Source organism: Bradyrhizobium sp. 191 (genome assembly GCF_023100985.1).
Lineage (GTDB): Bacteria > Pseudomonadota > Alphaproteobacteria > Rhizobiales > Xanthobacteraceae > Bradyrhizobium > Bradyrhizobium diversitatis.
In genome coordinates this window covers 2,823,845-2,849,124 of record NZ_CP064692.1, presented here as the reverse complement: position 1 = coordinate 2,849,124, position 25,280 = coordinate 2,823,845, and the positions used below count along the sequence as shown (strand labels likewise).

Annotated in this window: 12 protein-coding genes, 3 pseudogenes and 1 other annotated feature; of the genes and pseudogenes, 7 read left to right on the top strand and 8 right to left on the bottom strand. The window is 57.6% G+C overall.

Annotated elements, in window-relative coordinates:
• Nucleotides 1-48: 48 nt before the first annotated feature.
• The 4 genes and pseudogenes from IVB23_RS13115 to IVB23_RS13100 form a co-directional block, all read left to right on the top strand.
• Entirely contained in the window at nt 49-1,203 is a 1,155-nt protein-coding gene (locus IVB23_RS13115) for an 8-amino-7-oxononanoate synthase (RefSeq protein ID WP_247311297.1), read from the top strand.
• Nucleotides 1,200-1,832 carry a dethiobiotin synthase gene (gene bioD / locus IVB23_RS13110; protein WP_247311294.1) on the top strand — a complete coding sequence of 211 codons (633 nt, stop codon included), beginning with the start codon at nt 1,200-1,202 and terminating at the stop codon, nt 1,830-1,832. Before IVB23_RS13115 ends, bioD begins: the two co-directional genes overlap by 4 nt.
• The gene (locus tag IVB23_RS13105) at nt 1,829-3,094 is read left to right on the top strand and encodes an adenosylmethionine--8-amino-7-oxononanoate transaminase (RefSeq protein ID WP_247803826.1); all 1,266 of its coding nucleotides are present in this window, start codon (nt 1,829-1,831) and stop codon (nt 3,092-3,094) included. The genes bioD and IVB23_RS13105 overlap by 4 nt, the downstream gene beginning before the upstream one ends.
• 870 nt (nt 3,095-3,964) lie before the next feature.
• Nucleotides 3,965-4,450, top strand: a pseudogene (locus tag IVB23_RS13100) (3-methyl-2-oxobutanoate hydroxymethyltransferase); the annotation flags it as partial.
• 384 nt (nt 4,451-4,834) lie between these two features.
• Here the strand turns inward: IVB23_RS13100 and nolL are convergent.
• From nolL to IVB23_RS13065, 7 genes and pseudogenes are all read right to left on the bottom strand, one after another.
• Complete coding sequence (gene nolL / locus IVB23_RS13095; RefSeq protein WP_247803825.1) at nt 4,835-5,956, bottom strand: nodulation factor fucose acetyltransferase NolL; 1,122 nt, start codon at nt 5,954-5,956, stop codon at nt 4,835-4,837.
• 609 nt (nt 5,957-6,565) lie between these two features.
• A pseudogene (locus tag IVB23_RS13090) lies at nt 6,566-6,755 on the bottom strand (IS256 family transposase); the annotation flags it as partial.
• Nucleotides 6,756-7,474: 719 nt separating this feature from the next.
• Nucleotides 7,475-8,161 (bottom strand): aminotransferase class III-fold pyridoxal phosphate-dependent enzyme, encoded by a 687-nt coding sequence (locus IVB23_RS13085; protein WP_247803824.1) that lies wholly within the window; start codon nt 8,159-8,161, stop codon nt 7,475-7,477.
• A gap of 10 nt (nt 8,162-8,171) precedes the next feature.
• Nucleotides 8,172-9,403, bottom strand: a protein-coding gene (locus tag IVB23_RS13080; RefSeq protein ID WP_247800019.1) for an IS3 family transposase whose coding sequence is annotated in 2 segments (ribosomal slippage) — nt 8,172-9,112 and nt 9,112-9,403 — 1,233 coding nt in all. Because the reading frame shifts where the segments join, the coding sequence is not laid out codon by codon here.
• Nucleotides 9,003-9,119 (bottom strand) — a sequence feature (AL1L pseudoknot). (Overlaps the previous gene by 117 nt.)
• 49 nt (nt 9,404-9,452) lie before the next feature.
• Nucleotides 9,453-10,061, bottom strand: a pseudogene (locus IVB23_RS13075) (aminotransferase class III-fold pyridoxal phosphate-dependent enzyme); the annotation flags it as partial.
• 1,207 nt (nt 10,062-11,268) lie between these two features.
• Nucleotides 11,269-11,658, bottom strand: a complete 390-nt coding sequence (locus IVB23_RS13070) for a response regulator (RefSeq protein ID WP_247311281.1) — start codon at nt 11,656-11,658, stop codon at nt 11,269-11,271.
• 91 nt (nt 11,659-11,749) lie between these two features.
• A complete protein-coding gene (locus tag IVB23_RS13065; protein ID WP_247311278.1) occupies nt 11,750-12,433 on the bottom strand; it encodes a response regulator transcription factor in 684 nt (227 codons plus the stop codon).
• Between the two features lie 1,665 nt (nt 12,434-14,098).
• Between IVB23_RS13065 and IVB23_RS13060 the strand changes: the two genes are divergently transcribed.
• Nucleotides 14,099-14,539 carry a hypothetical protein gene (locus IVB23_RS13060; RefSeq protein ID WP_247311275.1) on the top strand — a complete coding sequence of 147 codons (441 nt, stop codon included), beginning with the start codon at nt 14,099-14,101 and terminating at the stop codon, nt 14,537-14,539.
• 1,218 nt (nt 14,540-15,757) lie between these two features.
• The gene (locus IVB23_RS13055; protein ID WP_247803823.1) at nt 15,758-21,328 is read left to right on the top strand and encodes a trifunctional serine/threonine-protein kinase/ATP-binding protein/sensor histidine kinase; all 5,571 of its coding nucleotides are present in this window, start codon (nt 15,758-15,760) and stop codon (nt 21,326-21,328) included.
• 767 nt (nt 21,329-22,095) lie between these two features.
• Here IVB23_RS13055 and IVB23_RS13050 read toward each other — a convergent pair.
• Nucleotides 22,096-22,722: an FMN-binding negative transcriptional regulator gene (locus IVB23_RS13050; RefSeq protein ID WP_247803822.1), complete on the bottom strand. Its 627-nt coding sequence runs from the start codon at nt 22,720-22,722 to the stop codon at nt 22,096-22,098.
• Between the two features lie 998 nt (nt 22,723-23,720).
• On the opposite strand from IVB23_RS13050, the gene IVB23_RS13045 reads away from it, so the two are divergent.
• On the top strand, nt 23,721-24,986 hold the full coding sequence (locus tag IVB23_RS13045; RefSeq protein WP_247803821.1) for a right-handed parallel beta-helix repeat-containing protein: 1,266 nt from the start codon (nt 23,721-23,723) through the stop codon (nt 24,984-24,986).
• Nucleotides 24,987-25,280: the final 294 nt, after the last annotated feature.

The following is a 25,280-nucleotide window of genomic DNA, read 5'->3' as shown; positions in this document are numbered from 1 at the left end:
AAGACCCTGTCCTTGGCGGCCAGTTGATCCTTGCTCAGCGAGTGAAGAATGAATTCCATCATTGCGAGTAAAGTCGCCAGCTATGCGGCAGGCTTAGATGCGCTTAAAGACGACGACCGCCTGCGGAGTCTCGGGCCGCGCACCGGGATTGACTTTTCATCCAACGATTATCTGGCGCTGGCGAGCGCGCCGCGCATGAAAAAAGCCATCGTCACCGCGCTCGAAGCCGGTACTCCGATCGGAGCCGGCGGATCACGGCTTCTGCGCGGCAACTGCGAGGAGCACGAGTGCCTCGAAGCAGCAGCGGCGCGGTTCTTCGGCGCGCAGACCGCCCTCTTCTTCGGCGGTGGTTATATCGCAAATTTTGCGGTGCTGACAACGTTGCCGCAACGGGACGACCTGCTCGTCCTTGATTCCCTGGTTCACGCCAGCATTCACGAAGGAGCACGAGCTGGCCGAGCCGCGTTCCGAATCAGCGCCCATAACGACCCGCAGGTTATCGAAAGCGCAATTTGCGACTGGCGTGCCGCGGGCGGAGCGGGGCAGGTCTGGATCGTAGTCGAGAGCCTCTACAGCATGGATGGCGATTTCGCACCGGTTGAAGACCTGCTCGCGATCGCGGACCGGCACGATGCGTTCTTGGTTGTGGACGAAGCTCATGCCACCGGCGTTTACGGCGAGCAGGGGCGAGGGCTCACAGCGCCCTATGAAGGACGCGAAAATCTCCTGGTTATTCATACCTGCGGCAAGGCGCTGGGAGCTGCCGGCGCGCTTGTTACCGCCTCTGGCGTGCTGCGCGACTTCATAATCAATCGCTGTCGCCCGTTCATCTTCGCGACCGCCCCTTCGCCGTTAATGGCGGTGGCCGTACGGGAGGCTCTGTTGATCCTGCAGGAGGAGCCGGAGCGCCAACAGCGGCTGGCGAAGCTTGTCGCGTTCACGCATCGGGAGATGGTTGCGCGAGGCGAGAGAAGTCCTTCGAACTCGCAGATCCTGCCCTATATCGTTGGCGAGAATGCCCGCGCCATGAGGCTAGCGTCCGCGCTCCAGGCTCGCGGATTTGACATCCGAGGAATCAGACCACCAACGGTGCCGGCCGGCACGGCCCGTTTACGAATTTCACTGACGCTCAACGTGGGAGAGGATGAGGTGCGTGCGATGCTCGATGCCCTCGCTGAGGAGACGAGGGGCGGATCTCGATGACTCAGCGGATCGTGGTGACCGGCACAGATACAGGAATCGGCAAAACTGTCTTTTCGGCAGGCCTTGCCCATCTTCTCGGCGCGAATTATTGGAAACCAATTCAGGCCGGTGTTGAAGGAGAGACCGATAGCCAGCAGGTCCTACGACTGAGCGGTCTTCCGGCCGATCGGATCGTTCCGGAGCGTTACCGCCTTAAAACGCCCGCTTCCCCGCATCATGCCGCCGAAATAGACGGAATTCGCATCGACCCCGATTCGCTCGTCCTGCCGCATACCGGGGAGCTACCGCTCGTCATCGAAGGCGCTGGCGGGCTGATGGTGCCGCTGAATTCTAGTGCACTCTACATCGACATCTTCGAGCGGTGGCGACTTCCCGTCGTGCTTTGCGCGCGCACGCTACTCGGGACCATCAATCACTCCCTGCTCTCGATAGAGGCCTTGCGGAAGCGCCAGATCGACATTCTTGGGATCGCATTCATCGGGGAAAGAAATTCTGAGACTGAGAGCGCAATTTGTGACATCGCGCGGGTGCGTTGGTTAGGACGGCTGCCCTGGATTTCTCCTTTGACGGCAGAGAGCCTACAGGCTGTCTTCAAATGCTCGTTTATTCCAGGGGATTTCGCGCCATGAAGCCAAACAAGACGTGGCCAATTTGGCATCCATTCACGCAGCATGCTCTTCACAACGAGATGACCAAGGTTGTGCGTGGCGATGGTGCTTATCTCTACACTGCGGATGATCATCGAATCATAGATGCAATCTCATCCTGGTGGGTCGTCACTCACGGCCATTGCCATCCGCAGATCGTGAGCGCGATTCAGGAACAGGCCGGCAAGCTGAACCAAATCATTTTCGCCGGCTACACGCATGATCCGGCCGAGGAGGTCGCTCGGCTCCTTTTGAAACTCACACCTCGAGGCTTGGACCACGTGTTCTACTCGGACAGTGGCTCAGCCAGCGTGGAAGTCGCCTTGAAGATGGCGCTCGGTTATTGGCACAATATAGGCGAACAGCGAACACGCATCGTTGTCATGCAGCACTCCTATCACGGGGACACGTTCGGCGCAATGTCAGTTGGTGCCCGCGGTGTCTTCAACGCGGCGTACGGACCTCTCCTGTTCGACGTGACCTCAATCCCGTTCCCTGCGAGCGGTCGTGAGCGGGCGACGCTCGATGCGCTTGAGTCAGCATGTCGGAACGAAAATCCCGCAGCCTTTATTGTCGAGCCTCTGGTGTTAGGGGCAGGCGGAATGCTGATGTACCCAGCTTGGGTGTTAAGAGAGATGAAGCGGATCTGCGAGGCGTTGGACGTTCTGTTCATTGCCGATGAGGTCATGACGGGCTGGGGCCGCACCGGAACAATCTTCGCCTGTGAGCAGGCCAATGTTGTGCCAGATATAGCGTGCTATTCGAAGGGTCTCACGGGAGGGGCGCTGCCGCTCGCGGTGACACTCTGCCGAGCAGAGATTTTCGATGCCCATTATTCAAAAGACCGTACGCGCACATTCTTTCACTCGAGTTCGTACACGGCAAATCCGGTGGCCTGTGCCGCCGCCAAAGCTAACCTGGATCTGTGGAAAGACCAGGAATGTCACCGGCGCATCGCTGCGGTCGCAACCATGCAAGAGCAGGCAATTGAAGGATTCCGCGCCGATCCGCGCTTTGCAAACGTTCGCCGTAGCGGCACCATCACAGCACTCGATCTGAAGACGAGAGATACCGGCTATCTCGCAGGCGTCGGCCCGAGGCTTCACGCCTTCTTTAAAGATCGCAATCTCTTGCTGCGTCCACTCGGTAATACGATTTATGTGATGCCGCCATATTGTGTAACAGCAGGAGACCTGGACGAAATATATGCCGGCATCTGTGACGCTGCCGATGCGCTGGCCTGAAGACGCGCGCGGCAGCGCAAGATCAAGGATTCTGAGCTGTCGTCGGCTTCCCGAACGACTTGAGAGAGCCTTGCCATAGACGCCTACGAAATGGATGATTGTTACCTCGCATCTGCAATGTGGGTGCTGCCGGCCGGGCACTGGTCCACAGTGTCATTGCGCGTTCGGTTTGTGTCCGATCGCGTCATCGCCATTGGTTGCGTGTTCATCTGTGTGGATGCCTGCGCGAATTTGGTACAAAGCCATGAAGTTATGCGTCCATTGGTGACGGCCTGTTGCGGAAGTTCCGCCGTTATTTCGATTAGAAGAGATTGCCTGGACGGCAGGTCTTATCAAGCGTCTACGGACGCGAAGATGCTGGACACGTCATCCGCATTCCGGAGTTTGCGGCAGCCGTGCGAGCGCTGGTACATCTTTCCTATCTCCCTCGCCTGGATCGCGGTCGTTTGCGGAGCCTGCAGTCCGCCGAAGCCGCGGCTCTAAGTGCCATAGCATCCTTGTCAGCAGCGAGAGGTAATAGACATTCCGCCTTAAGGAGCCGACAGCGGCTTTGACACGTAGATCGGAGCCTCATAAGCACATCCGCTGTCGCCGCTCGCGTGCGTCGTCTCCAGGCCGCCGTTTTGACGCGCAGAATGTTTGGATGGCCAGTCCCAGAACCACCGCGCAGAGGACATCTTGAAAGATCTAGTTTGCTGACCGCGCAATCATTGGAAACTTCGTGCTTTCCAAGTTCTCGGTGACGCGCCTTTTCGGCCTCCCTATTGACAGATGCCTTTTGCTCTTCCAAGGGGAAGGCCATTTCCAGAGACATGCGGGGGCCGGATCAGATCGAACATGAGCCACATTCGCAGCTGTCAGTTGAACGTGATGATCCGAGCCTTGGTGAATTGCGAAATTCCGGTTATGGGTCATCTTGGTCTCACGCCACAAAGCGTCAACGCGATGGGTGGCTTCAAGGTACAAGGTCGAACCGCGGACGATGCCCTACGTCTGCTTGACGATGCGCACCAGCTACAGCAGGCCGGATGCTTTGCTCTTGTCCTCGAAGGCATCCCGACCGAGCTCGCTGCGCGGGCGACTGAATCTCTGAGCATACCAACGATTGGCATCGGAGCGGGTCCAAGTTGCTCAGGTCAAGTTCTAGTGTTCCACGACGTGTTGGGGCTCGCAGGAAGTCATCATCCCAAATTCGTGCGTGTCTATGTTGAGGGCCGTCAGCTGCTGCAGGAGGGCCTCTCGCGCTGAGCAGCTGATGTCCGTAGCGCAGCATTCCCTGCGCCGCAGGAGTCATATCGCCTTCCGGACGGCTTGCGCGACTCGATCGTAAACTGGACGCCTTCCAAGTCAAGGTAGTGCATGGGCAACTGCGGGCCGAGACGGAGATTCGAACGACTGGGACGTCTCGGATTCAGTACGGCACTCGAAGAAACATTTCGCCGAGTGTGATTGGATTACGTTCGATCGCCGAGATCTGGGTCGAAACCCGGCGGCTAGACGACTGGTACAGCGAAGCTCATCTCACGACAGTCGATTGGATGGACGCAATGGGCTGAGTTCGCCGGTGCCATACAAACCCTGAGCAATACACGCTTCGATGGGGTTGCTCTTATGCCGATCACCGGCTCGACCGGCGGCACGCCGTCGCCGCCGGATCTGGGTTCGAACGCTATTCCGGCCGCGTCACAAGTCGATGCTATCGCAATACCCTGCCGTACTCAAACAATCAAATGCATACAGCTAGTTCATTGCAGGTTTGGCTTGCGGGAGACCTGAGCGTGGCGGCATTCCAAGGACGAGCTGAGACAGATATGGAACGCCGCGAAGAATCGAGCGCACCGTTAGCGCGATCGCAATAATCGAGGCACCGAGCATACCCGCGATGATCAACCGGGTCGTGAGATCCCAAAGTTCTCCGAACTGTACGAAATCCATGAGACGGAACACGGTACCCTGGACCAGGTAGAGCAGCAGCGTGGTCTGGCCCAACTCCACAGCGATAAAGCGGGCCATCCGATTTGAATGGCTAACGCTCCAGCATTGCAGCAGGAGTTCGATAGCGATTGCTGAGGCAGCTGCAGAGCCAACAAACATCAGAAGCACGTCTTTAGCCGACCGAAAATCGTGAATTACCCCAAGATTATTGTAGACATAGGTGTCCTTGCCCCAAGCTAGAAAGCATACGCAAGTCACTATCGAGAGAAATAAAATCAGGAGCGGCTTGTGATGTCGCGATGTACTCGTCCATCGTTCTCTCGATTGAGCAAGCAAGAAGCCGAAGCAGAAGAATGGGTAAGTGAATCTGATCAGGGGTGATATGGAGAATGTCAGAGGCGCGAGTGTGACCAGTATCGCTAAGCCAAATATGACCCACGATCGCTGGTTGAGCCTGGTAGAAACCTTGATGAGAAGGTAGGAAACAAACGTGGCCCAGATGAACCAGTATGTGCCAGCGAAATCGTCTACAAATTCCAAAAGTCCGCTCGTTAGGCTGGTCGCGCGCCACAATGCCGCCAGCTTAACTGTCTCCATGAACGTCCACCAAAACAGCATCGGCAGCAAGAGCTGCTTCGCACGGTCGCTGGCGGCTCGAGTGAACGACTTTTGCAGCAGCGATCGAGAAGAAAGATATCCGCTTATCGCCATAAAGAGTGGCATGTGAAACATATAGATCGATTTGTAGTACGGCGAATACCAAAACCCGTCGTCTCGGTAGATGACATACTGGATCAGGTGCCCAACGATCACCAAAACAATGAGCGCACCTTTCGCGAAGTCTAAGCTTAGATCTCGATCGTTTGCCTCTGTCGTGCGCGAACTCGGGGCGATCGTTCCAGTCACGCGTAGCAATGTATCAAACATCTAGATATCTGTTGTTGATGAGCCGGCGGCCCATTGTCGGCTTCTTCTGCCTCATTTTTGATCCAAACAAAAGGTGATGGCGGGACTTTTTGGAAGGGGAATAAGCTCAGCTTGTTAGGCCTTGAAGAACGAGCTGTGGGCCGAGCGTCTCTGAATGCCTCGCGGAACTTCGCGGCAGAGCAGATATCTAATTTGAGGTATTGGTGTAGCAGTACGGGCGCGGCATACTATTTGCAGACGCGGTTCTGGGAGGAAGACTGTCGCGCTCAGTCTCCCACTCAGCCCGACGCATCTCAGACCCGGCAGATGCGTCGGGCTTCTTCCGTTGGCCCAGCATAGTTGACATCTGGTCCGTCACCTTCGCTTGCCGCCGAGGCGCTCACGCCAATAGCGGCTTCTGATAGCTGAACTCGGGCACGCCAACATTGGGGTTGCGGCAGTGTGCTACGCGCGCACACGGATAGCGGTGCTCTGCAGTTCTGGGGCAAAAGCCGAGGACCGACCCTTTCTGATTGAGATGCTCGCTCGGTTTGGTGTAACTGACGCCGTGAACCGCGCCGGGGATGTCCCGATCGCCATTGAACCGGGTCGACGCTGCCGGAATGAATGCTACGCGGCCCTCGTGACGTGGGCAACGGGCTTGATCGTCCTGCGATCGTGGTGAGCTTGAAGGGCCGCACGCAGAACCGATAATTGCTTATGCTTCTTCAATCGTCGGACGCCCTTGTTGACCTCGATCGCCAGCCGTGACCCATCGCAAGGCCATTCCGGCATCCCGCCAGCGTTTGACATTGCGCGTGGTGCCGAGCGCCTCGATCCCTGCCGCAAGGCAGAACCGATCGAAGCTCGCCCGCACTTTCGCAAACGCTTCGTCCACAGCCCGGTAGCCGGCCAACCAGCCGGTGTGATATCTCTCGTCATGGCGTTGCTCTCCTTTGTGGAATCAGCACGCCGAGCCTACCGGCTCGAGGGCAACGCCGACCTCTTCAGAAATTCAACAGAACCCGGGACATCCCCACCGCGCGTTCCTTGACGGCTTTCGTCGCAAAACCGGCCGCCGGAGTGATTGCTGCTGCACCTATGCTGTAAACGGCTCAGGCTAGATCGCTGCTGCACAATCTACGGACCTAACAAAGTCCGCACCCGTGCGGCTGGGCACGCGGCGAACAAGAAGCCATACTTACACCATTCGACTCCATTCCGCGGCAAGGAGCTCACCTTCGGCAGACCTCAGACTGGAAACTTAGATAAGCCAGCTCGACCAGAGGCGCTCGCGAGTGCGAGGTTCTATGGTAAAAGTGCTGCTCGCACTCACGTATTGTGGACCGAGGAGGGCAGTAGGCGTTCTCCGCGCATAAGCCGACTCGGCGGATCTCAGATAGCGTTGGCCTTCAGACGTCACCTTGATGATCATGGCTTCAAAACTCCTGACCATTTCGGCGGCAAGCAAGGACTCACGCCAGTGACTTGTGCGGCGATGCTGTCGCTAGCAACAGTTTCTCTCGTGTGCCTACAAGTTTAGCTTGCTTGGGCTGAATTCAACGTTTCGGTCAATGACTCCTCAAATATGTCTAGGCCTTGTCCCAACGTTTCTTGGTCGATCGTAAGTGCAGGCAAGAACTTCACAACCTGATCGGTCGGTCCGCATCGCTCGATAATCAGTCCCTTCTCAAACGCTCTATGTGACGTCGCCTCTGCAATTTCGGTCGTTTTGCAATCGAATCCGCATACCATGCCCCGTCCACGAACAGCAAACTTGTTTCCGTGCTGGTGCGCGATGGCATCGAGACGGCGCCGCATAAATGCGCCCAAGCGTCGGACCTGTTGCGAGAACGTCTGGTTGCGCCAATACAGATTCAAAGCCGCTTTGCCAGAAACGAGTGCAAGGTTGTTCCCTCGAAACGTCCCCGTGTGCTCGCCTGGTTCCCATGCGTCAATCGCTTCTTTGATCAAGAGCATCGATAGTGGCAAACCGTACCCACTCAGCGATTTTGACATTACAACAATGTCTGGCGACAACGCAGCGAACTCGAAACTGAAGAACTCGCCTGTACGGCCACAGCCCATTTGGATATCGTCAACTATGAAAATAGCTCCGACCTCTTTTGCCAAAGCCTGAATTGACTGCAACCATTCCTTACCGGCGACGTTAATGCCTCCCTCTCCTTGCACGTTTTGAACCGCCCCGGGTTTGCCGGAGGCCATTTGGTTTAAGTTATGCCGCCATGGCCGGTTGTTCCAGCATGGCGTAGTAGCGTTGCTCGGCTTCGGCCGGCGGGATGTTGCCGATGGGCTCCAAGAGCCGCCGGTTGTTGAACCAGTCCACCCATTCCAGCGTCGCGAACTCGACGGCCTCGAAGCTGCGCCATGGTCCGCGCCGATGGATCACCTCGGCCTTGTAGAGACCGTTGATGGTTTCGGCGAGAGCGTTGTCATAGGAATCTCCGACGCTGCCGACAGAAGGCTCGACGCCAGCTTCAGCCAGGCGTTCGGTGTATTTGATAGAGACGTATTGGCTGCCCCTATCGCTATGATGCACGAGCCCGCCGCGATGGACCGGTCGGCGATCGTGCAGGGCCTGCTCCAGCGCATCGAGCACGAAGCCTGCGTGCGCCGTGCGGGAGGCCCGCCAGCCCACGATCCTGCGGGCATAGGCGTCGATCACAAAGGCGACGTAGACGAAGCCGGTCCAGGTCGCGACATAGGTGAAGTCGGAGAGCCAGAGGACGTTCGGCCTTGGTGCCTTGAACTGGCGATTGACGTGATCCATCGGGCATGGCGCGGCCTTGTCGCTGATCGTGGTCTTGACGGATTTGCCGCGGATGACCCCTTGCAAACCCATGTCCCGCATCAGTCGCGACACCGTGCAACGGGCAACATCGAAGCCTTCGCGCTTGAGCTGCCGCCAGACCTTGCGCACGCCGTAGACGGAGAAGTTTTGATCGAAGACGCGCCGAACCTCGATCTTCAGCGCGGCGTCCAGCCTGGCGCGCGCCGACCGCGTGGCCGGATCGCGCCGCTTCGCGACATGGGCGTGGTAGGTCGAGGGGGCAATCGGCAACACCTTGCAGATCGGCTCGACCCCATGCGCCCCACGATGATCGTCAATGAAGGCGATCATGGCTTGGACCGGCGGTCGAGCTCCGCCATCGCAAAATAGGCGCTTGCCTTGCGCAGGATCTCGTTGGCCTGCCGAAGCTCGCGGTTCTCCCGTTCGAGCGCCTTCAGCTTCTCGGCCGTATCGGTCGGAACGCCGGTCCGCTGCCCGCTATCGACCTCGGCCTTCTTGACCCAGTCATGCAGCGTCTGCGGCGTGCAGCCGATCTTGGCCGCGATTGACGTCACTGCCGCCCAGCGCGACGGGTGCTCGCCGGCGTGATCCAGAACCATCCGAACCGCTCGGGTCCGGACCTCGGGTGAAAACTTGTTCGTTGTCTTGCTCGTCATGGCTCCATCCTCTCAGGAGTTGGAGCCTCCGGCAAACCCGGGGCGGTTCAGTTTCGACGAGAATGGCGGCTGGAAGATCAATGCCACTGCTCTCGTCTATTAATACCTTTCGCACGTAATCCGCCGGACTGTGAGCGGAGCCAAGATACCCATCATAGGGCATGAACGTTGTGCCGGATAAGGGAATGCTGCTGGCTTTGCGGTAAAAGCGGTTACCGCTCGCGGCTATGGCTCCCAAGCTTTGGCCGTGATATCCATTCGTGAAGGAAATGACGTTGTGACGTCCTGTGATCTTACGCGAGAGCTTTAGAGCTGCTTCAACAGCGTTAGCTCCCGTAGGCCCCGTAAATTGAAAGCGGTAGGAAAGATTCCGTTCACGAAGGATGACAGAGCTAAAGGTCTCCATGAATTCGACCTTTGCTGGAGTGGCCATGTCCAAGCCGTGGACGACCCCGTCCGACTCCAGATACTCGCTGATTGCCGCTTTGATCTCCTGATTGTTGTGGCCATAGTTTAGCGCTCCAGCGCCGGACAGAAAGTCAATGACCTTTCGGCCACCCGATGCGAACATAATCGAGCCGCGCGCCCTGCTGAAGACAGCAGGAAAGGAACGTGAGTACGAGCGCACGTTGGACTCTAGCATTTCGACTGTCTTCATTTTGCGCACCCCATGTGCTCCAACCATGTGGTGGTCTCCTCGACAAGAAAATCTGCCCGACGAACAAGCGCGCGGCCAACATCGTACAGGATTGGCAGACCATGAGCGCACGGTTCCGGCGCACTCTCGGCGTCCTTTGGGCTATGCGTAGCGCGTCTGAAAATCAGCTCCAACGGCTTACCTGAGAACCAGGCGGAACAAAGCTACTACGTCTAGTAGTTTCGTCCCCAGCGACGGCCCCCCGGCTAAGTCGTCTTTCGCGGGCAGGTTTGCTTAGCCGCGCGCGATCGAACAATTTGCGCATACTGCGCGGTTAGCTTGGAAACGGGGAAGTATGTGGGCCGAAAAAGTTCATCGCGGCCAGAGGGGCCGATGCGCTCCCGGCGACGGCGGGGCCCGCCAGCCGGAAGCGTGTGTTGGATGCTCACGCTCACGGCGAGTAGAAGGCACACGGCCGCCGCGGATCTGGCCCCGCGCGCGGGCTTATCGCGCGTCCAGAGCCACCGCTTTGGCCTTGCGTTTGGCCGGGACCGGCGCCGGAAAGTGGTCGGCGTGGATGCATTCGGCAGCAAAGGCGTGGCTTGAGATCGCTTCGACCAGTGGCATTTGTGTTGCCCTTGCAACGGATGCGTAGGTTTCGGGTGCTTCGGCCCGCCGAACGGTTGCTGGGAGCGAACGCAAGTTGGCGAGTCTGGCGTACACCACTCGATCCTTCGAAAGCCCAACATCCAAAATGCGGTCTTTGCGGTTTCTGTGAATTCCGAAGCGATCGTCTCGACAGACTGCGGGATTTTGGCCGCGATCGTCGGATCCTTCTCCCACAAACTCCGGTGCCCGACCTATCTGGAGCGGTCGCACAAGTCTCAGGTGAATTCTTTGTTCTAACGAGGTCCTGCCGGCAAGCCGCTGCCGTGGCACTTTCGCGCTAAGCTCAGCAAGGATCTTAGCAGTGAAGGTAGGGCGCTCCTTCGTTAAAGCGATGAGGGCCTCGCCTCGTCTGATTGCGCGATCATACCAAAGGCGCCTTGTCAGGAGCCCGACGTTGCAAGTGCTTCAACCAGATTCCGAAAGTGCAACAACAACGACAGGAATGCGGCAAGAAAGGCGATGGTCGCCACTGGCACGCGGTAAGCACGGGCAATCGCGCATTGATCGACATCGTAAGCGCCGCGCGGGTGCGGCTTGGTCCAGACTGCCTCCCCATCTTTCACGCGTTCGTTCCACCCCGATGCTCGCGAAGCGCCGCATCGAGGCAGGCGCTCAACTCCAGGTCGGCAAAGGGTTTGGCAAAAAAACCGGTTACGCCCGCGCTCAACGCGCGGGCTCGCGTGCGATCATCTGCGAAGGCAGTCATCAAGATGAATGGTGCAGTGTGGCCCTGGGCTCGCATCTGTTCCAAAAGTTCAAAGCCGCTCATCATGGGCATCTGCACGTCTGCAATGACACAGGACGTGTCGTTCAATTGAGACGACCGCAAGAATTCCTCAGCCGATGCAAACGTATAAACGATGTGGCCCTGCGATTTCAAAAGGTTGTTCAGTGCGGCACGAATCGAAGGATCGTCGTCAACAACAGAAACAGTTGAATACCTAGACAAGACGACCTGTTCTTAGTTGGGCGAAGGCGCTGGCCGAAGCATGACTGCCAGCAGAAGGGTGCGCGTGTACGACGAAATTGTAAAATCATACTTAGGTTTGTACCTTGAAACGGTCGGTCCCAATTCCCAGCCTCTCAGCCATCCTGATCAAATCGGCTAGCGATCGAGCTCCCATCTTCTTCATCACGTGGCCGCGATAGATTTTGACTGTAATCTCGGCGAGCCCGAGTTCCGCGGCTACCTGTTTGTTCAATAGGCCGGCGGCGACCAGTTTCAACACATCCTGCTCTCGTGGACTTAGGGCCTCAAACAAGGACTGCAGCCTGCTGACCACCTTGTCTACACCTCGTCTCTTCCGATCCTGTTCGATAGCTGCGACTACGCCATCGAGTAGTTCCTGATCGCGAAACGGCTTGCTGAGAAAATCGATTGCTCCACTCTTCATAGCTTTGACGGTCATCGGAATATCGCCATGAGCGGTGATGAAAATGATGGGAATGTGAATCTTCAGTTTGGCTAACTCATTCTGGAGCTCAAGGCCGCTCAATCCCGGCAGCCTGATGTCAAGCACAAGGCAGCTAGGAACATCAGGGAGCTCGCTCTGGAGCATTTCCCGGGCCGATCCGTAAGCAACGACATCTAGACCGATCGAACGAAATAGGTTGACCAGCGATTCGCGCATTGAGAGGTCATCGTCGACGACGAAGACGCTCGGCCTCACCTCAGGCCCGACGACATTTGGGGCTTCCTTCCGGGGTTCAGAGCGCTTGGTCACGATAAGAGCCTCACTTGTACGATTTACAGTAGACTTGTTGCCTCACTACGACCTTTGATTGATCTCATAGGCTTTCGAGGACTTTCGCGCAGTGCAAATCTTTGAAATTTTCAAGGTATGTGACTGGTCAGCCATTCGCGCCAGCGTGACGCATTACAGGAAAGTCTAGCAAAAACCGCCCGACTGGTCGAGAACTGCCTTTCGCGTCTGTCCGCCGTCGCGTTGGATCGGCCCCGCGGCATCGATCAAATCGATCAGCAGCCGATCGAGAAGCACCGAATCCAGAACTTGAGGCGCTCGCTTTAGCGGCGGCGCGTGTCGCCTGGCCTTCGCGAGTGAGGCTGCAGCGGACGGCTCATTATGCGGCTGAAGGATCAGAATGCCCGTCGCTTTGGTAGTTGAATGCGGGGGCGCGAGCTGAGCGAATTGGCGCGATTGTGCCTGTGCATGCGCCGATCCCGCCGGCGTTGAGATCGGCAAGCGGCGTAGACTATCGCACCCGTACTAAGGAAAATAGACATTAAAACGAGTAGCAGCGGCATCAGCCCACGAACTCTTCTTTTTGCGTCGTCAGAGCGCCTGTGAGTTGCTCTTTGCGAGGTTGGGGAAAGCACCTTGCACCGACTTCGTACAACCTGACGCAAGGTGCGATTCAAGTCCTTTCCGTCATGTTTGTAGGAAAGATGCTCGAATTCGAGCTGCTGCAGGGGCGCTCACGTGCGTTCGTGTCGTTGCTTCCTTCACGAGGCTCGCATCCCAACATGAGGCGGCGTAATCTGAAGGAGAGGCGGGACACACTCCATTCGGTGTCCAGCTGCGGACCGGTTCGCCAAAAGGCAGTTGCATTTGCTCTCCTGCACCAGCCAAACAACCGCTGATCCAGCGAAAGAATCATTCTTCCACCAGAATTGGCCGACATCATAGGTCCGTGCCGGGCACCTTGAAGGTTCGCTCTTTGACCTACATAGGAACGACAAACGCGCCCCGAGCGGTCAACCTGAAGCTGCAGTTAGACCTGCCAGTAGCTCATCGATCCGCTAGGGGCCTACGGCCCAGGCAGGATCATTACAGGCGACCCGACGTACTCCGTCGAGAAGAAAGTGCGTCGGGTTCGCCCCACATCGCCAGTACATCCGTGGTGATGCTGCCTCCAATGAAGCAACCAGCGTGGCAAAACTGAGGCTCGCTCAGCAAGGCAGAGTAGGTCGTGACTCCCTGCTACTTCGTGCCGGCCAGGAAAGGGCTTGAATCGTTCGTGGCGTCAGGTTGTACGATGCCGGCGTAGATCTATCGAATTGGCAAAGAAGGCGTTCCGCTGTACTTCATTTTAATTGCAATTCTCTTCACCGGTTTTGGGGTAGCCTACGCCTTGCTTGAACAGCGGTTCAAGCAGCGAGAACTCTCTCGGATCTATCGGCTTCGCACGGCCGGCAATCGCCCTCCTGCGAACCGCAGCGAACGGCATTCCGATCAGCGAGGACCTATACGGGCGCTCGGTGAGCATCAGGGGTGCCTTTGCCGCGGGTCAGTTGCTCCATCAATGGGAGCAGGAATGAAGAGAATAGTTATGGGCGCGGTTTCGCTCACAGTGGCTTGCAGATCTGCCCTTGATGCTGTGGTTCAGAGTCGATGACTGCATGGCGCCTTCCAACAATGGAGCCAGGAGTGAACGTCGATTTCGAAAACAGCACCGCTCGTGTCGCCGGGATTTCTAGCCTGAGCGCCCTTGCGGCGTTTATGTTCAGCGACTCGAGCGAGCATCTTGCTTCTCCTCGGGTCTTAGAAGCACCCTTCCGGGCCGATTGTGGAGCAAACTTCTTTGGCGGCCGTGCTGTTAAGCGTGGGCGAATTCTCGGGACCGGCTTCTGTGAGAAAGGGTCGTTCGACATGCCAGATATCAGCGAGGCGATCGCCGAGCTCACTGATCGTCTGATCGCATTCAGAGCAGTTCGCACCATAGTCAACCAGGGAAGCGACATTTCCGCCGGTCAGCGCAAAGAGGCATCGTGCCCTGCCGTCCGGTATTCCTCGGCCGGCATCGACCTCAGATCTAGGGACCGCCCGGAGATCGACAGCTTGGTGCAGGTCTCGAGGGGCACAGGCTGAGCTGATACTGCGCCAGTGCGGTTTCAGCTCGAAAAAGCAATATCGGCCGGCGCTTATGTCCGCGGGGGTAGCCATCGAAGCGGCGGAAAGGTCCAGCTGTTCGATTTGCTGCAATGGACCGAGCGCTCCGAGCCTTAGCGCATCCGATTTCGAGGGGCTCATGCTTACCAAGAAGCTGCTTCAGCTCTTTGGCTCAAGTCGCTCGATAAGGCGTTGTGGTTTATTGATCATTCAATGTCCAAACGCGCCTCCGCATCATTGGATTCGTCTCGTTCGAGCTAAGTCTCTGCTGCGATCATAAATCAGGCTCGTGACTAGCGTCTGAGAGGCGTTGTCGAAGGGCCGGCCTTCCTCAAGTGCAAAATTGTGTACGGCGAGGTCCTTCAATATCGTGTCGGATACACGGATACACAGACTCTGTGCTTCCTTAGCTCGGTATGGCGATCTCAGTGTCGCCGCGCTGCTCGCTTCACGGGGACAGCATAATCAACATTTCACAGATAATACCGGGACGACCGGGCGCACGCTAACGCCGTGACAGCGCGCACCGGGACGGCTTCGAAACTTGTGAAGACACTTTTCTCGGCCCAATGCCATGTTAGTTTCTCGGCCCAATGCCATGTTAGTTTGGTGCTGAAGACTGAGCGCGTCAATGGTATGGCCGCTTGCTCGAAAGACATACTCGGACGACGTTGTGCGAAGCAAGTTGTGGCGCTCGGGGCTTCAGTCCGCGCCAGGAGATCTCGCAATTGGCTCATGGGATGGCGTTGCGCATCGCGGCCCAGACGCTCAGGCCGATGCAGCGCTCAGAAGCCGGCGTCCAATGGCCTCGCGTTGTGCCGATCATGGGCAAACCGATCAGCTTTCACATGTCATTGTCTGCTTGAGCGGTAGCAGCGATCTGGGCCCTGCTGCACGTCGGGCCTGGGCCGTGATCGGGTAACGGGCCACGAGCCGCTCTATCGAATACAATCCTTCGCCCACACACTGCGCCAGCGAGAGCGCCCGCCGCCGATGCTGTGCAGGCTCGGCCGGCGCGCAGGATTCGGCTGGATCGATCGGGCTGTGACGTGTTGGGTGTGTAAGTCGCATCTTGGCGTGCCTTGGTCCACTCTTTGGCGGCCTTGATCGGTACTCGCGCCGTTTTGGCGAAGTCCCTTCACAAGCTCGCCCCATATGTGTCAGGTTTGGCTCAGTCTTTATTGACCGGGCGGGCAAATGCCGCGGGACCCCCTCATCCGAACTCTGTTCGGCTCAAATGTCGACAGTGACATCCAGCCCCTGTGGGAGGACGGTGATCGCGCGTTCTGCCGTGCGTGGCGCCGGCAAATCCACGGCAGCAGGGCTGTCGTGCTTGTCGTGCGGCCCATCGCGGAACACCCAGCGACGCTCGACCGCCTCGCCCATGAGTATGAGCTGAGGGAGGAGCTAGACGAGGCATGGGCGGTGCGGCCGTTGGAACTCATCCGGGAAGCTGGTCGGACTATGCTGGTCCTGGAGGATCCATGCGGCGAGCCACTACTAAATTTACTCGGGATCCGCATGGAGCCCAAGCGCTTCCTGCGCCTCGCTGTTGGTATCGCCAGGGCCGTGGGCAAGCTTCACCGGCACGGCTTGGTCCACAAGGACCTGAAACCCGCTCACATTCTGGTCAATTGTCCTGACGAACAGGTGCGACTCACTGGGTTTGGTCTGGCTTCCCGTCTTTCCCGCGAGCGCGTGCCGCCCGAACCTGCCGATTTCATCGCCGGCTCGCTGCCCTACATGGCGCCCGAACAGACCGGACGAATGAATCGCTCGGTCGATTGTCGCAGTGATCTCTATTCACTTGGCGTGACATTCTACCAGATGCTGACCGGCGCGCTGCCGTTCACGGGCTCAGATCCCTTGGAGTGGATCCATTGTCATATTGCAAGAAAAGCAATACCGCCCGTCGAGAAATCGCAAAACCTCCCGGAGCCGATATCTCAGATTGTGATGAAACTCCTCGCGAAAACCGCCGAGGAACGCTACCAGACTGCCGCTGGCCTTGAGCACGATCTGCAACGCTGTCTCGCAGCATGGGCCAACCACGGTCGCATCGACCCATTTGAGCTCGGCACAAACGACACACCTGATCGGTTGCTCATCCCCGAGAAGCTCTATGGCAGAGCCCTTCAGATCGAGGCTTTGCTTGCCTCTTTCGATCGCGCGGTGAAGAGCGGCGCGCCGAGGTTGGTGCTCGTCGCCGGTTACTCCGGTGTCGGTAAGTCTTCGCTCGTCCAGGAGCTACACAAAGCACTGGTGCCCTCGCGCGGGCAGTTGGTGTCAGGCAAATTCGACCAACTGAAACGCGACGTTCCCTATGTGACGCTAGTGCAGACGTTTCAGAGCCTTGTCCGTCCTCTTCTCAGCAAAAGTGAGGGCGAACTCGCCACTTGGCGGCAAGCGCTCCGGGAGGCGCTCGGCGCGAATGGACGACTGATGGTCGAATTGATCCCCGATCTGAGCCTGATCATTGGCGAGCAGCCCGCGGTTGCTGAGCTTCCAGCCCGGCAAGCGCAAATTCGTTTCCAGCTGGTGCTTCGCCGCTTTATTGGCGTGTTCGCCCGGCGAACCCATCCTTTGGTGCTCTTCCTCGACGATTTGCAGTGGCATGATGCCGCAACGCTCGACTTGATCGAGGATCTCCTGACCCAGTCGGATCTGCACCTGCTGCTCATTGGAGCTTACCGCAGCAACGAACTTGATGCAGGCCATCCACTCAAACGCAAGCTCGACTCTATCAGGAGAGCCGACGTAAATTTCGAGGAGATCACGCTCTCGCCGCTCACTGCAGACGATGTCGCGCAGTTAGTCGCGGATACCCTTCGCTGCGGACCAAAACGCGCTGCCCCGCTTGCAAAGTTGGTGCATCAAAAGACGATGGGTAATCCGTTCTTCGCCATTCAATTCCTTTCTGAACTGGCCGAAGAGCAGCTGTTGACGTTCGATCACGAGTCGGCGCGCTGGCGATGGGATCTCGAGCGTATTCGCGCAAAAGCGTACACCGAGAACGTCGTAGATCTGATGCTCGGCAAGCTCATCCGCCTGCCCGAGGAAACGCAGGACGCGCTGCAACAGCTGGCCTGTTTCGGCAACATCGCCGGGACGGCGGAGCTTGCGATCGTGCTCGAAATTTCGCAGGAGCAGGTGCATGCGACCCTGTGGCCGGCGATCCGGCAGGAACTGATCGCGCGCCACGGAACAGCCTACCGCTTCCTCCACGATCGCGTTCAAGAGGCGGCCTACTTGCTGGTGCCGGAATCCTCGCGCGCTCCTGCCCATCTGCGGATCGGTCGGATGCTGGCGGCACACGTCCCTGCGCACAAACGCGAAGAGGCTATCTTCGACATCGTCAGCCAACTCAATCGAGGTGTCGCACTAATTGCCTCCGGTCAGGAGCGTGAGCAGCTCGCAGAGTTGAATTTGGTCGCAGGGCAGCGTGCCAGGGCGTCGGCGGCCTACGCCTCGGCACTCACATATTTCACCGTCGGTGCTGCGCTGCTCGCGGAGCACTCTTGGCGAAGGCGCCACGAACTTGCGTTCGCACTGGAGACAAGCCGGGCTGAATGCGAATTCTTGGTAGGCCAGCTGGACATTGCAGAGAGCCTCCTGTCCGTACTGTCGAAGCGCGCTTTGAACGCGCCCCAGCGAGCAACGGTCGCATGTTTGCGGGTCGATCTTTACTTGACGCTCGGTCAGCACGGGCGGGCAGTGCTCACAGGGCTCGAATATCTTCACGACGTCGGGATCGAGTGGTCGCAGCATCCGACGGACCAGGAAACATTGGCCGAATATCAGCGGATGCGGTCACAGCTACCCGACGCAATCGAGGATCTTGCTAGTTTGCCTGCAATGACAGATCAGACCACGCTTGCCACGCTTGCCGTCTTGACGCGCATTCTTCCGCCCGCAGGTTTCACGGACGCCAATTTATCCGCTTTGGTCATCTGCAGAGCTGTCACCATCAGCCTCGAATACGGCAACACTGATGCTTCTTGCGCCCATTACGCATGGCTAGGCCGAATCTTGGCCGGGCGCTTCGGTGACTACCAAGCAGCTGACAAATTTGGTCGTCTTGCTTGCGACCTGGTTGATCGCGGTGAGTTCTCCCGCTTTCGGGCTCCCGTCTATTTGGCCTTCGGGTGCAACGTGATCCCGTGGACGAAGCCCCTAAGAGGTAGCCGAGTTTTGATTCGGCGAGCGCTCGCAGCTGCGGTCAGCAGCGGCGATGTCATCTATGAGGCGTACAGCTTGCTTCATCTAACCTCAAATATGATGATGGCCGGAGATCCCCTGAAAGAGGTACAGAACGAGATAGAGAAAAGCTTTGCTACGATACGGAATAGAAAGGTTCAGTTTGCTGCTGATACCGTAGCCGCTCAGCTCGCAATCATTAGAAGCATGCGCGGCCTCACGCGCTCATTCGGTTGCTTGGATGACCAACAATTTGACGAGCTAGAGGTCGAGCGATCGTTGTCACGGAGTCCGGAGCTGTCACCTAGCGAAACCGTCTACTGGATCCGCAAACTTCAGGCGCGATTTCTAGCCGGCGATTATGCTTCGGCTGTTGATGCTCGCTCCAAGGCGGAGCCCAAATTATGGACTATGCCGACAGAGCCCTTGATCGCGGAGTTTCACTTCTATGGTGCGCTGTCTCACTCATGTTACTGCGACAAGCCAGGCGAAAGCGAACAACAGCAACATTGGGATATCATTGATGCCCATTACAGACAGCTGCAGATATGGGCGACGAATTGCCCCGAAAATTTTGAGAATCGGGCTGCCTTGGTCGGCGCTGAAATTGCAAGGCGGGAATACCGCGATGCAGACGCAATGCGACTGTATGAACACTCAATCCAGACCGCAGCACGTAACGGTTTCGCCCACCACGAGGGAATCGCTTGCGAACTTGCAGCGCGCTTTTATGCTGCGCGCGGTTTTGACAGAATCTCCCGGGTTTACCTGCAGGACGCGCGGCGCGGCTACCTTCGTTGGGGAGCAGATGGCAAAGTGCGTCAGCTCGACGAGCTGAATCCCCATCTCAGCCATGAGGAGACCACTCCTGCCGTGAATGGAATGAGGATCGGAGCTCCGGTTGAGCATCTTGATCTCGCGACGGTGACAAAAGTGTCGCAGGCGATTTCCGGCGAGATTGTTCTTCAAAAACTAATCGACACGCTTATGCGGACTGCCATTGAGCAGGCCGGCGCCGAACGAGGTTTGTTAATTCTGCTGCATGGAGGCGAGCCACGGATCGAGGCGGAAGCCGCAACGGTAGCGGATGCGCTGCTTGTAAAGGTGAATGAACAGCCCGTAACTCCGATGGCGCTTCCCGAGTCCGTGCTGCATTTCGTCCTACGTGTCCGCGAAAACGTTATTCTCGAAGATGCTGCCGCCGAGCCTTCATTTGCGGAAGATCCGTATATCCGCGAGCGCAAAGCGCGTTCTATTCTTTGCCTGCCACTGATCACGCAGGGCAAGCTGATCGGCGTACTTTATCTGGAGAATAATCTCGCCGCGCGCATATTCTCGCCTGCCCGCAACTCGGTGCTGAAAATGCTTGCCTCGCAAGCTGCAACAGCGCTGGAAAACAGCCGGTTGTACAGCGAAGTGCAGCAACGGGAGTCGAAAATCCGGCGCTTACTCGACGCTAACATCATCGGAATATTTATCATTCGCGAAGGAGGCGAGATCATCGAGGCAAATCAAACCTTCCTCACGATGGTTGGATACGACCGAGAGGATCTCGTCGCGGGGCGAGTGAACGGTCTCAACCTGACACCGCCAGAATGGCACGAGCGCACACTGAATGCTGGAACAGAAGCAAGAAGGACCGGAGCTGTCCAGCAATTCGAGAAAGAGTATGTCCGCAAGGATGGCAGCCGCGTGCCGGTGCTAATTGGCCTCGCCGTATTCGATGCGCGAGACGACCAAGGTGTTGGCTTCGTCCTCGACCTGACAGAGCGAAAGAGAGCGGAAGCGGAAGCCCGTGAAAGCGAACGACGGTATCGCGAGACTCTGATGGGGCTGGCACACGCCAATCGGATCACGACAATGGGACAGCTGGCCGCCTCAATCGCCCATGAGGTCAACCAGCCGATTGCCGCGATCAGCAGTAATGCGGGGGCGGGGCTAAATTGGCTCGGTGCTCAACCGCCAAATCTGGAAGAAGTTCGGCAGACCTTCGGTTTGATTGTCCGTGACAGTATGCGTGCAGGGAACGTGATCCGTCGGATCCGCGCTCTTATGAATAAGGCTCCTATGCAAACGGAGCTTCTCGCAATTGACGAATTGATCTTAGAGGTGCTGGCCCTAGTTCGCGCGGAACTTGCGAAAAATGACGTATGGGTGCAAACGCGACGGACTGAGGCGTTGCCGCTTGTCCGGGCAGATCGCGTCCAGGTCCGGCAGGTGATTCTCAATTTGATCACGAACGCCATCGAGGCCATGAGCGAGATCAACGAAGGTGACCGCGAGTTACTGATCAGTGCGCGGACAGATGACTCGAATAACGTAGTGGTCACTTTTCGGGATACGGGTCCAGGACTCGATCCGAACAGCGCTGACCGCGTGTTCGAGGCGTTTTACACCACCAAGTCCGAAGGCATGGGCATGGGGCTGGCCATTTGCCATTCTATTATTGAGGCGCACGGAGGCCGGATGTGGGCGGGCGCCAATGATCCTCGCGGGGCCGTCTTTCAGTTCAGCATGCCGGTTGCGCCGGAGGGCGTGGATCGGTCGGAACAGGTCTCTTCAACGTCTTAGGCTCGAGTTCGATATCGAGCAGGGAGCTCCGGGAGCCCCGATCATCGTGACAGAAGCGAGCGGCGGGACCTTGAGGATTTGAGACATTCGCGTTTCTTACTGCCCATCGGGGACTGTTGGAGCGAGCGCAGATTGTCGCGAATTGTCAGAAGATCTGCAATCTGACCGTAACGTGGGATTCAAGACGCTTTGAGGACTTCCTGCAAGTCTCTTGAGACTTGCAGGGCGTCAAGCGGAATAAGACGAAAGCTGCACACGCAGTTTTCGAGAGAATGACGGCAATCGCCCTCCAAAGCATCTTTGTTTGAGTCGGGATGGCGACATGATTTACTTTAATGCATGCAACCGTCACCTGTGGCTGTGCAGAGTTTCAGTGTGGCTGATCAGTTAGCGCCAATCGCAAGATTCCGTGCTAAACTGGTTTAGGAACCGGTTGCTTTGATAACCGTGGAGCCGGCGCAGCTCCCTTGAATCCGATCTCAATGCAGAGCATCCTGTCATGCGCCCCGAAGCGGGCCCCGGATTGCAACCGGTGTACCGCTCTTCTTCTCCGGAGTTGGCCTCGGGGCCTCGCGCCGCTGCTGCCGCTCGCAATAGGTGACGCGCAAGCGATGGCGTCGTGTATGGTTTTCTGTGCTCTGTGAAAAGCACCTGACGCGAGCAGGAACCGACCGCCGCCGGCGCATCGCTGTGCAGAAGGAGAGCAGTCGAGGATATGGAGAAATGCAGGTGGTACCGCGTCGTTCACAATACGTCGTTCGGGTTCGTCATCCTTTCGCAATGAGGTGAGCCACACGACGGTCTTCGTCACGGTCGCTCTTCGATAACCCCTCGATGACGCCGGCGCGATCTGCCGCGTTGCGGTTCTGGCTCATCTTCCGCGTGCCATCGAACCGTGTAATTTGCAATCGCAGACCGACAATCCCCTTAAGCTCCGTTTTGATGAAATCGGCAGGGGCGTCAGACACCGCCCAGCGGTCTTTGCCCGAGCGCTCATGCACATCGGTCAGTCGCGTGACCACCTTTCGCAGCCGAGCGGCATCATCGAAGAATTCGACGGGCCCGTAGGCATGCACAGCGACATAGTTCCACGTCGGTACGGCCTCGCCTCTCTCGTGCTTGGTCACGTACCAGGAGGGGCTGACATAGGCCTCCGCCCCACCGAAAATGGCCATCGCCTCGCCAGTCGGTGTCAGCTTCCACTGCGGATTCGCACGCGCCACGTGGGCGTAAATCGTGCCCATCGAGCCTTCGCTCTCGTCGAGTACTACGGGCAGCATCGTTCCAACAAGCCCTTCGTGAGTAGCGGTGATCAGTGTCGCCGAGCGTGCCTCGCGCATCGTCCGATGAACGTCGGTGATATCGACAACTTGGAAGGAGGGCGGCGTGTACATCGGCGAAGCTCCTCGGCAGCCCGACGGAAAGCCGGGCGACTCATGATTCGGACTGGGGTACGCCTCATGCTGGATCACAAAAACAATCAGTCTTGGTGGGTAGTTTCATTCCTCCGCGCGCGCTAGGCCCCTGGGGGCAGTAAACTTATGACGCGTCAAAGGTGCAGGTGCAGATCGGAGGGTGCGTTTGCACGCTGGCCAGCCGTTGCCTTCCAAGCGCCGCCTGCAGACGAATTCGGCTCTTCGTGGCGATGACTGCAGCACATGAGTAGCTTCACCTGAGGGCTATGAGTGGGACGACCAGAATTGCGGCTGAGCCCTTGCCGCATCAGCTCGCCGCGCCGCGAGTCGCAGGTTGGCGGTGACTGGCTGTGCTAGATCCGCCCCTGGCACTGGACGGACATATCAAGGAAATCGTAGCCATTCCGGCGGCGTGACATTGCCGGTCATGAAGTGTAGGAGGCATCCGTCCGTGTGATGTGTCTGGCACGCGACATACGGGCCCCAATCTGGCCCATCTATATCGCAGAAGAAGGGGCCTAACATCCGACGTGCAATCCAGGAAGACGAGGATCCCAGCCCCGCCGCCTATCTGGTTCCCGCGGGATGCGAATTATCATGCACCACGCGTTCTGGTGCTGGTCGAAAATGCCGAAGAGCTCAAAGGCCTCCCGCCGGTCCAGCAAAACGTCAGGAGCGACGGCCCATCCGCCCAGGCCAGACGTGTTGCAGTATTCCTCTGACGGGGCTCTCGAAGCATCGACCGCTGCTTTCATCGGCCGTGATTGGCTCAATGGCTACCCAGATCCATCACAGCTGGTGCGGAGCCTGCGGCTGCACACTTCGGCTGTTGCGTAGCATGGTTCCGATATTTCCTTCCTGCCTTATTGAGGACGATCTGATGGCGTTAACGCCGCATGCTGATGGCCTATTCCAGTTCAGCATTTGAGTTCGAGAGTTCAAGTCCTCGTGCGGATTTTCCGGGTAAGAGACAGCACATGCCTATGAAGGACACGATGAAGCACATCAAGCGGTCGTTGCGCGTGCTCGGTGGACTTGCTGTCGTCGTCGGCGTCTCTTCCGTGCTCGGATCGAACAATGTGCGATCGGAAGCCCTCAAGGGCTTTGGCTCTGCAGCGACGGGCGGCCTTGGAGGCGAGGTAGTTCAGGTCAGATCAACCAAAGCTCTGAAGTATGAGTTGTGTCGTTCGTACGGCTTCGGGCACTGCAATGACAATAGTCCGCGCGAGATCCAGTTAGCTGGAACCATAGACTTTACCGGGACGGAAGGGCAAGGCGAGGGGCAGGGTTGCCAATATGGCCGTGCTTGTTCGGCACCTTACAAGAGTGAGTCCCTTCTCCTTATGGATGGCAACGATGCGCATTGCGATGGCAAGGAGAAGACATTGGTCGGCTTCGACAGGGCCGGCAAGCGCCCGCTGGAGATTGGCTCAAACAAGACGGTGATCGGCGTTGGCCCGAACGCTACAATCAAAGGGAAGGGGCTGCGCCTAAATGGGGTCAGCAACGTCGTTATTCGCAACCTGACCATCAGTGATATCAATCAAGGCGTGATATTTGCCGGCGATGCTATTGCAATTGCACGAGCCGACCTGGTTTGGATCGATCACAACCGATTTCATAATATCGGGCGGCAGATGATTGCCGGCGGCCTTGGCCCTACGACGAATATTACGATATCCTGGAACGACTTCGATGGCAGCGATACCTATTCCTCCTATTGTAACGGGGAGCACTATTGGAATCTGCTGTTTCTTGGTGTCCCGCAGACGATCACCATCGCAGATAACTATTTCCATGAGATCTCAGGGCGGGCGCCGCACATTGACGGTGCGCAGGCTATTATTCATCTCCTTAACAATTACTTCCACAACACGAATGCGCAACAGAGTGGCGGATTCTTCCATGCAGTGGATGCTGGACCATCTGTGCAAGCACTGATCGAGGGCAACTACTTTGACAACATTGAAACACCTATAAAGACTGGTAGTGGACATATCTTTGGCTTGTTAGGCAAACCCAGCCGGACCGTGCAGAACATCTGCCTCACCGTGCTCGGACGTCGGTGCATCGAGAACATCGCGATCCCAGTGCCGCGGATCAATGGCTTTCGCCTGGATGAAGCCGTAGTTCAATCGTTTGGAGCTCTTCCAAGGTCATCTATTCCTCTTCCATTTCCAGCCGATGATGTTTCGGTAGTGATCACGGCCAGGGCAGGTCCCGGGCACCTTGAGAGCCGGTGATGGCCCGTTCGCAGAGGCGGCTCGAGACTGGCCGATTGCCGCAAACTGTTAAGCGGAGGGCGGCATCCTGGACGAGAACAGCACGCACAGCTGGCTGCCCGACGTTGCACGAGGACCGTATGGCCTTTCTCTTCGGGTGCCGAGCTGTACATTTCCTGTCGATTATGCGCCCTATGCCTTTCGCCGCCGGGGTGGCGTTGGAAAGAGGGTGGGAGGTGGCATCGAGTTCCTGGCAAACTGTTCGCCTCAAATCCGATCCTGTACCTGACGGACGTTCACAGCTCCGTTTTCCGA

Bases quoted from the DNA above. Each gene is read 5' to 3' on its own strand.
- IVB23_RS13085 (WP_247803824.1), bottom strand. From the start codon at position 8,161: ATGGCCTCCGGCAAACCCGGGGCGGTTCAAAACGTGCAAGGAGAGGGA.
- IVB23_RS13050 (WP_247803822.1), bottom strand. From the start codon at position 22,722: ATGTACACGCCGCCCTCCTTCCAAGTTGTCGATATCACCGACGTTCAT.
- IVB23_RS13105 (WP_247803826.1), top strand. From the start codon at position 1,829: ATGAAGCCAAACAAGACGTGGCCAATTTGGCATCCATTCACGCAGCAT.
- IVB23_RS13055 (WP_247803823.1), top strand. From the start codon at position 15,758: ATGCCGCGGGACCCCCTCATCCGAACTCTGTTCGGCTCAAATGTCGAC.
- bioD (WP_247311294.1), top strand. From the start codon at position 1,200: ATGACTCAGCGGATCGTGGTGACCGGCACAGATACAGGAATCGGCAAA.
- IVB23_RS13045 (WP_247803821.1), top strand. From the start codon at position 23,721: ATGCCTATGAAGGACACGATGAAGCACATCAAGCGGTCGTTGCGCGTG.
- IVB23_RS13115 (WP_247311297.1), top strand. From the start codon at position 49: ATGAATTCCATCATTGCGAGTAAAGTCGCCAGCTATGCGGCAGGCTTA.
- nolL (WP_247803825.1), bottom strand. From the start codon at position 5,956: ATGTTTGATACATTGCTACGCGTGACTGGAACGATCGCCCCGAGTTCG.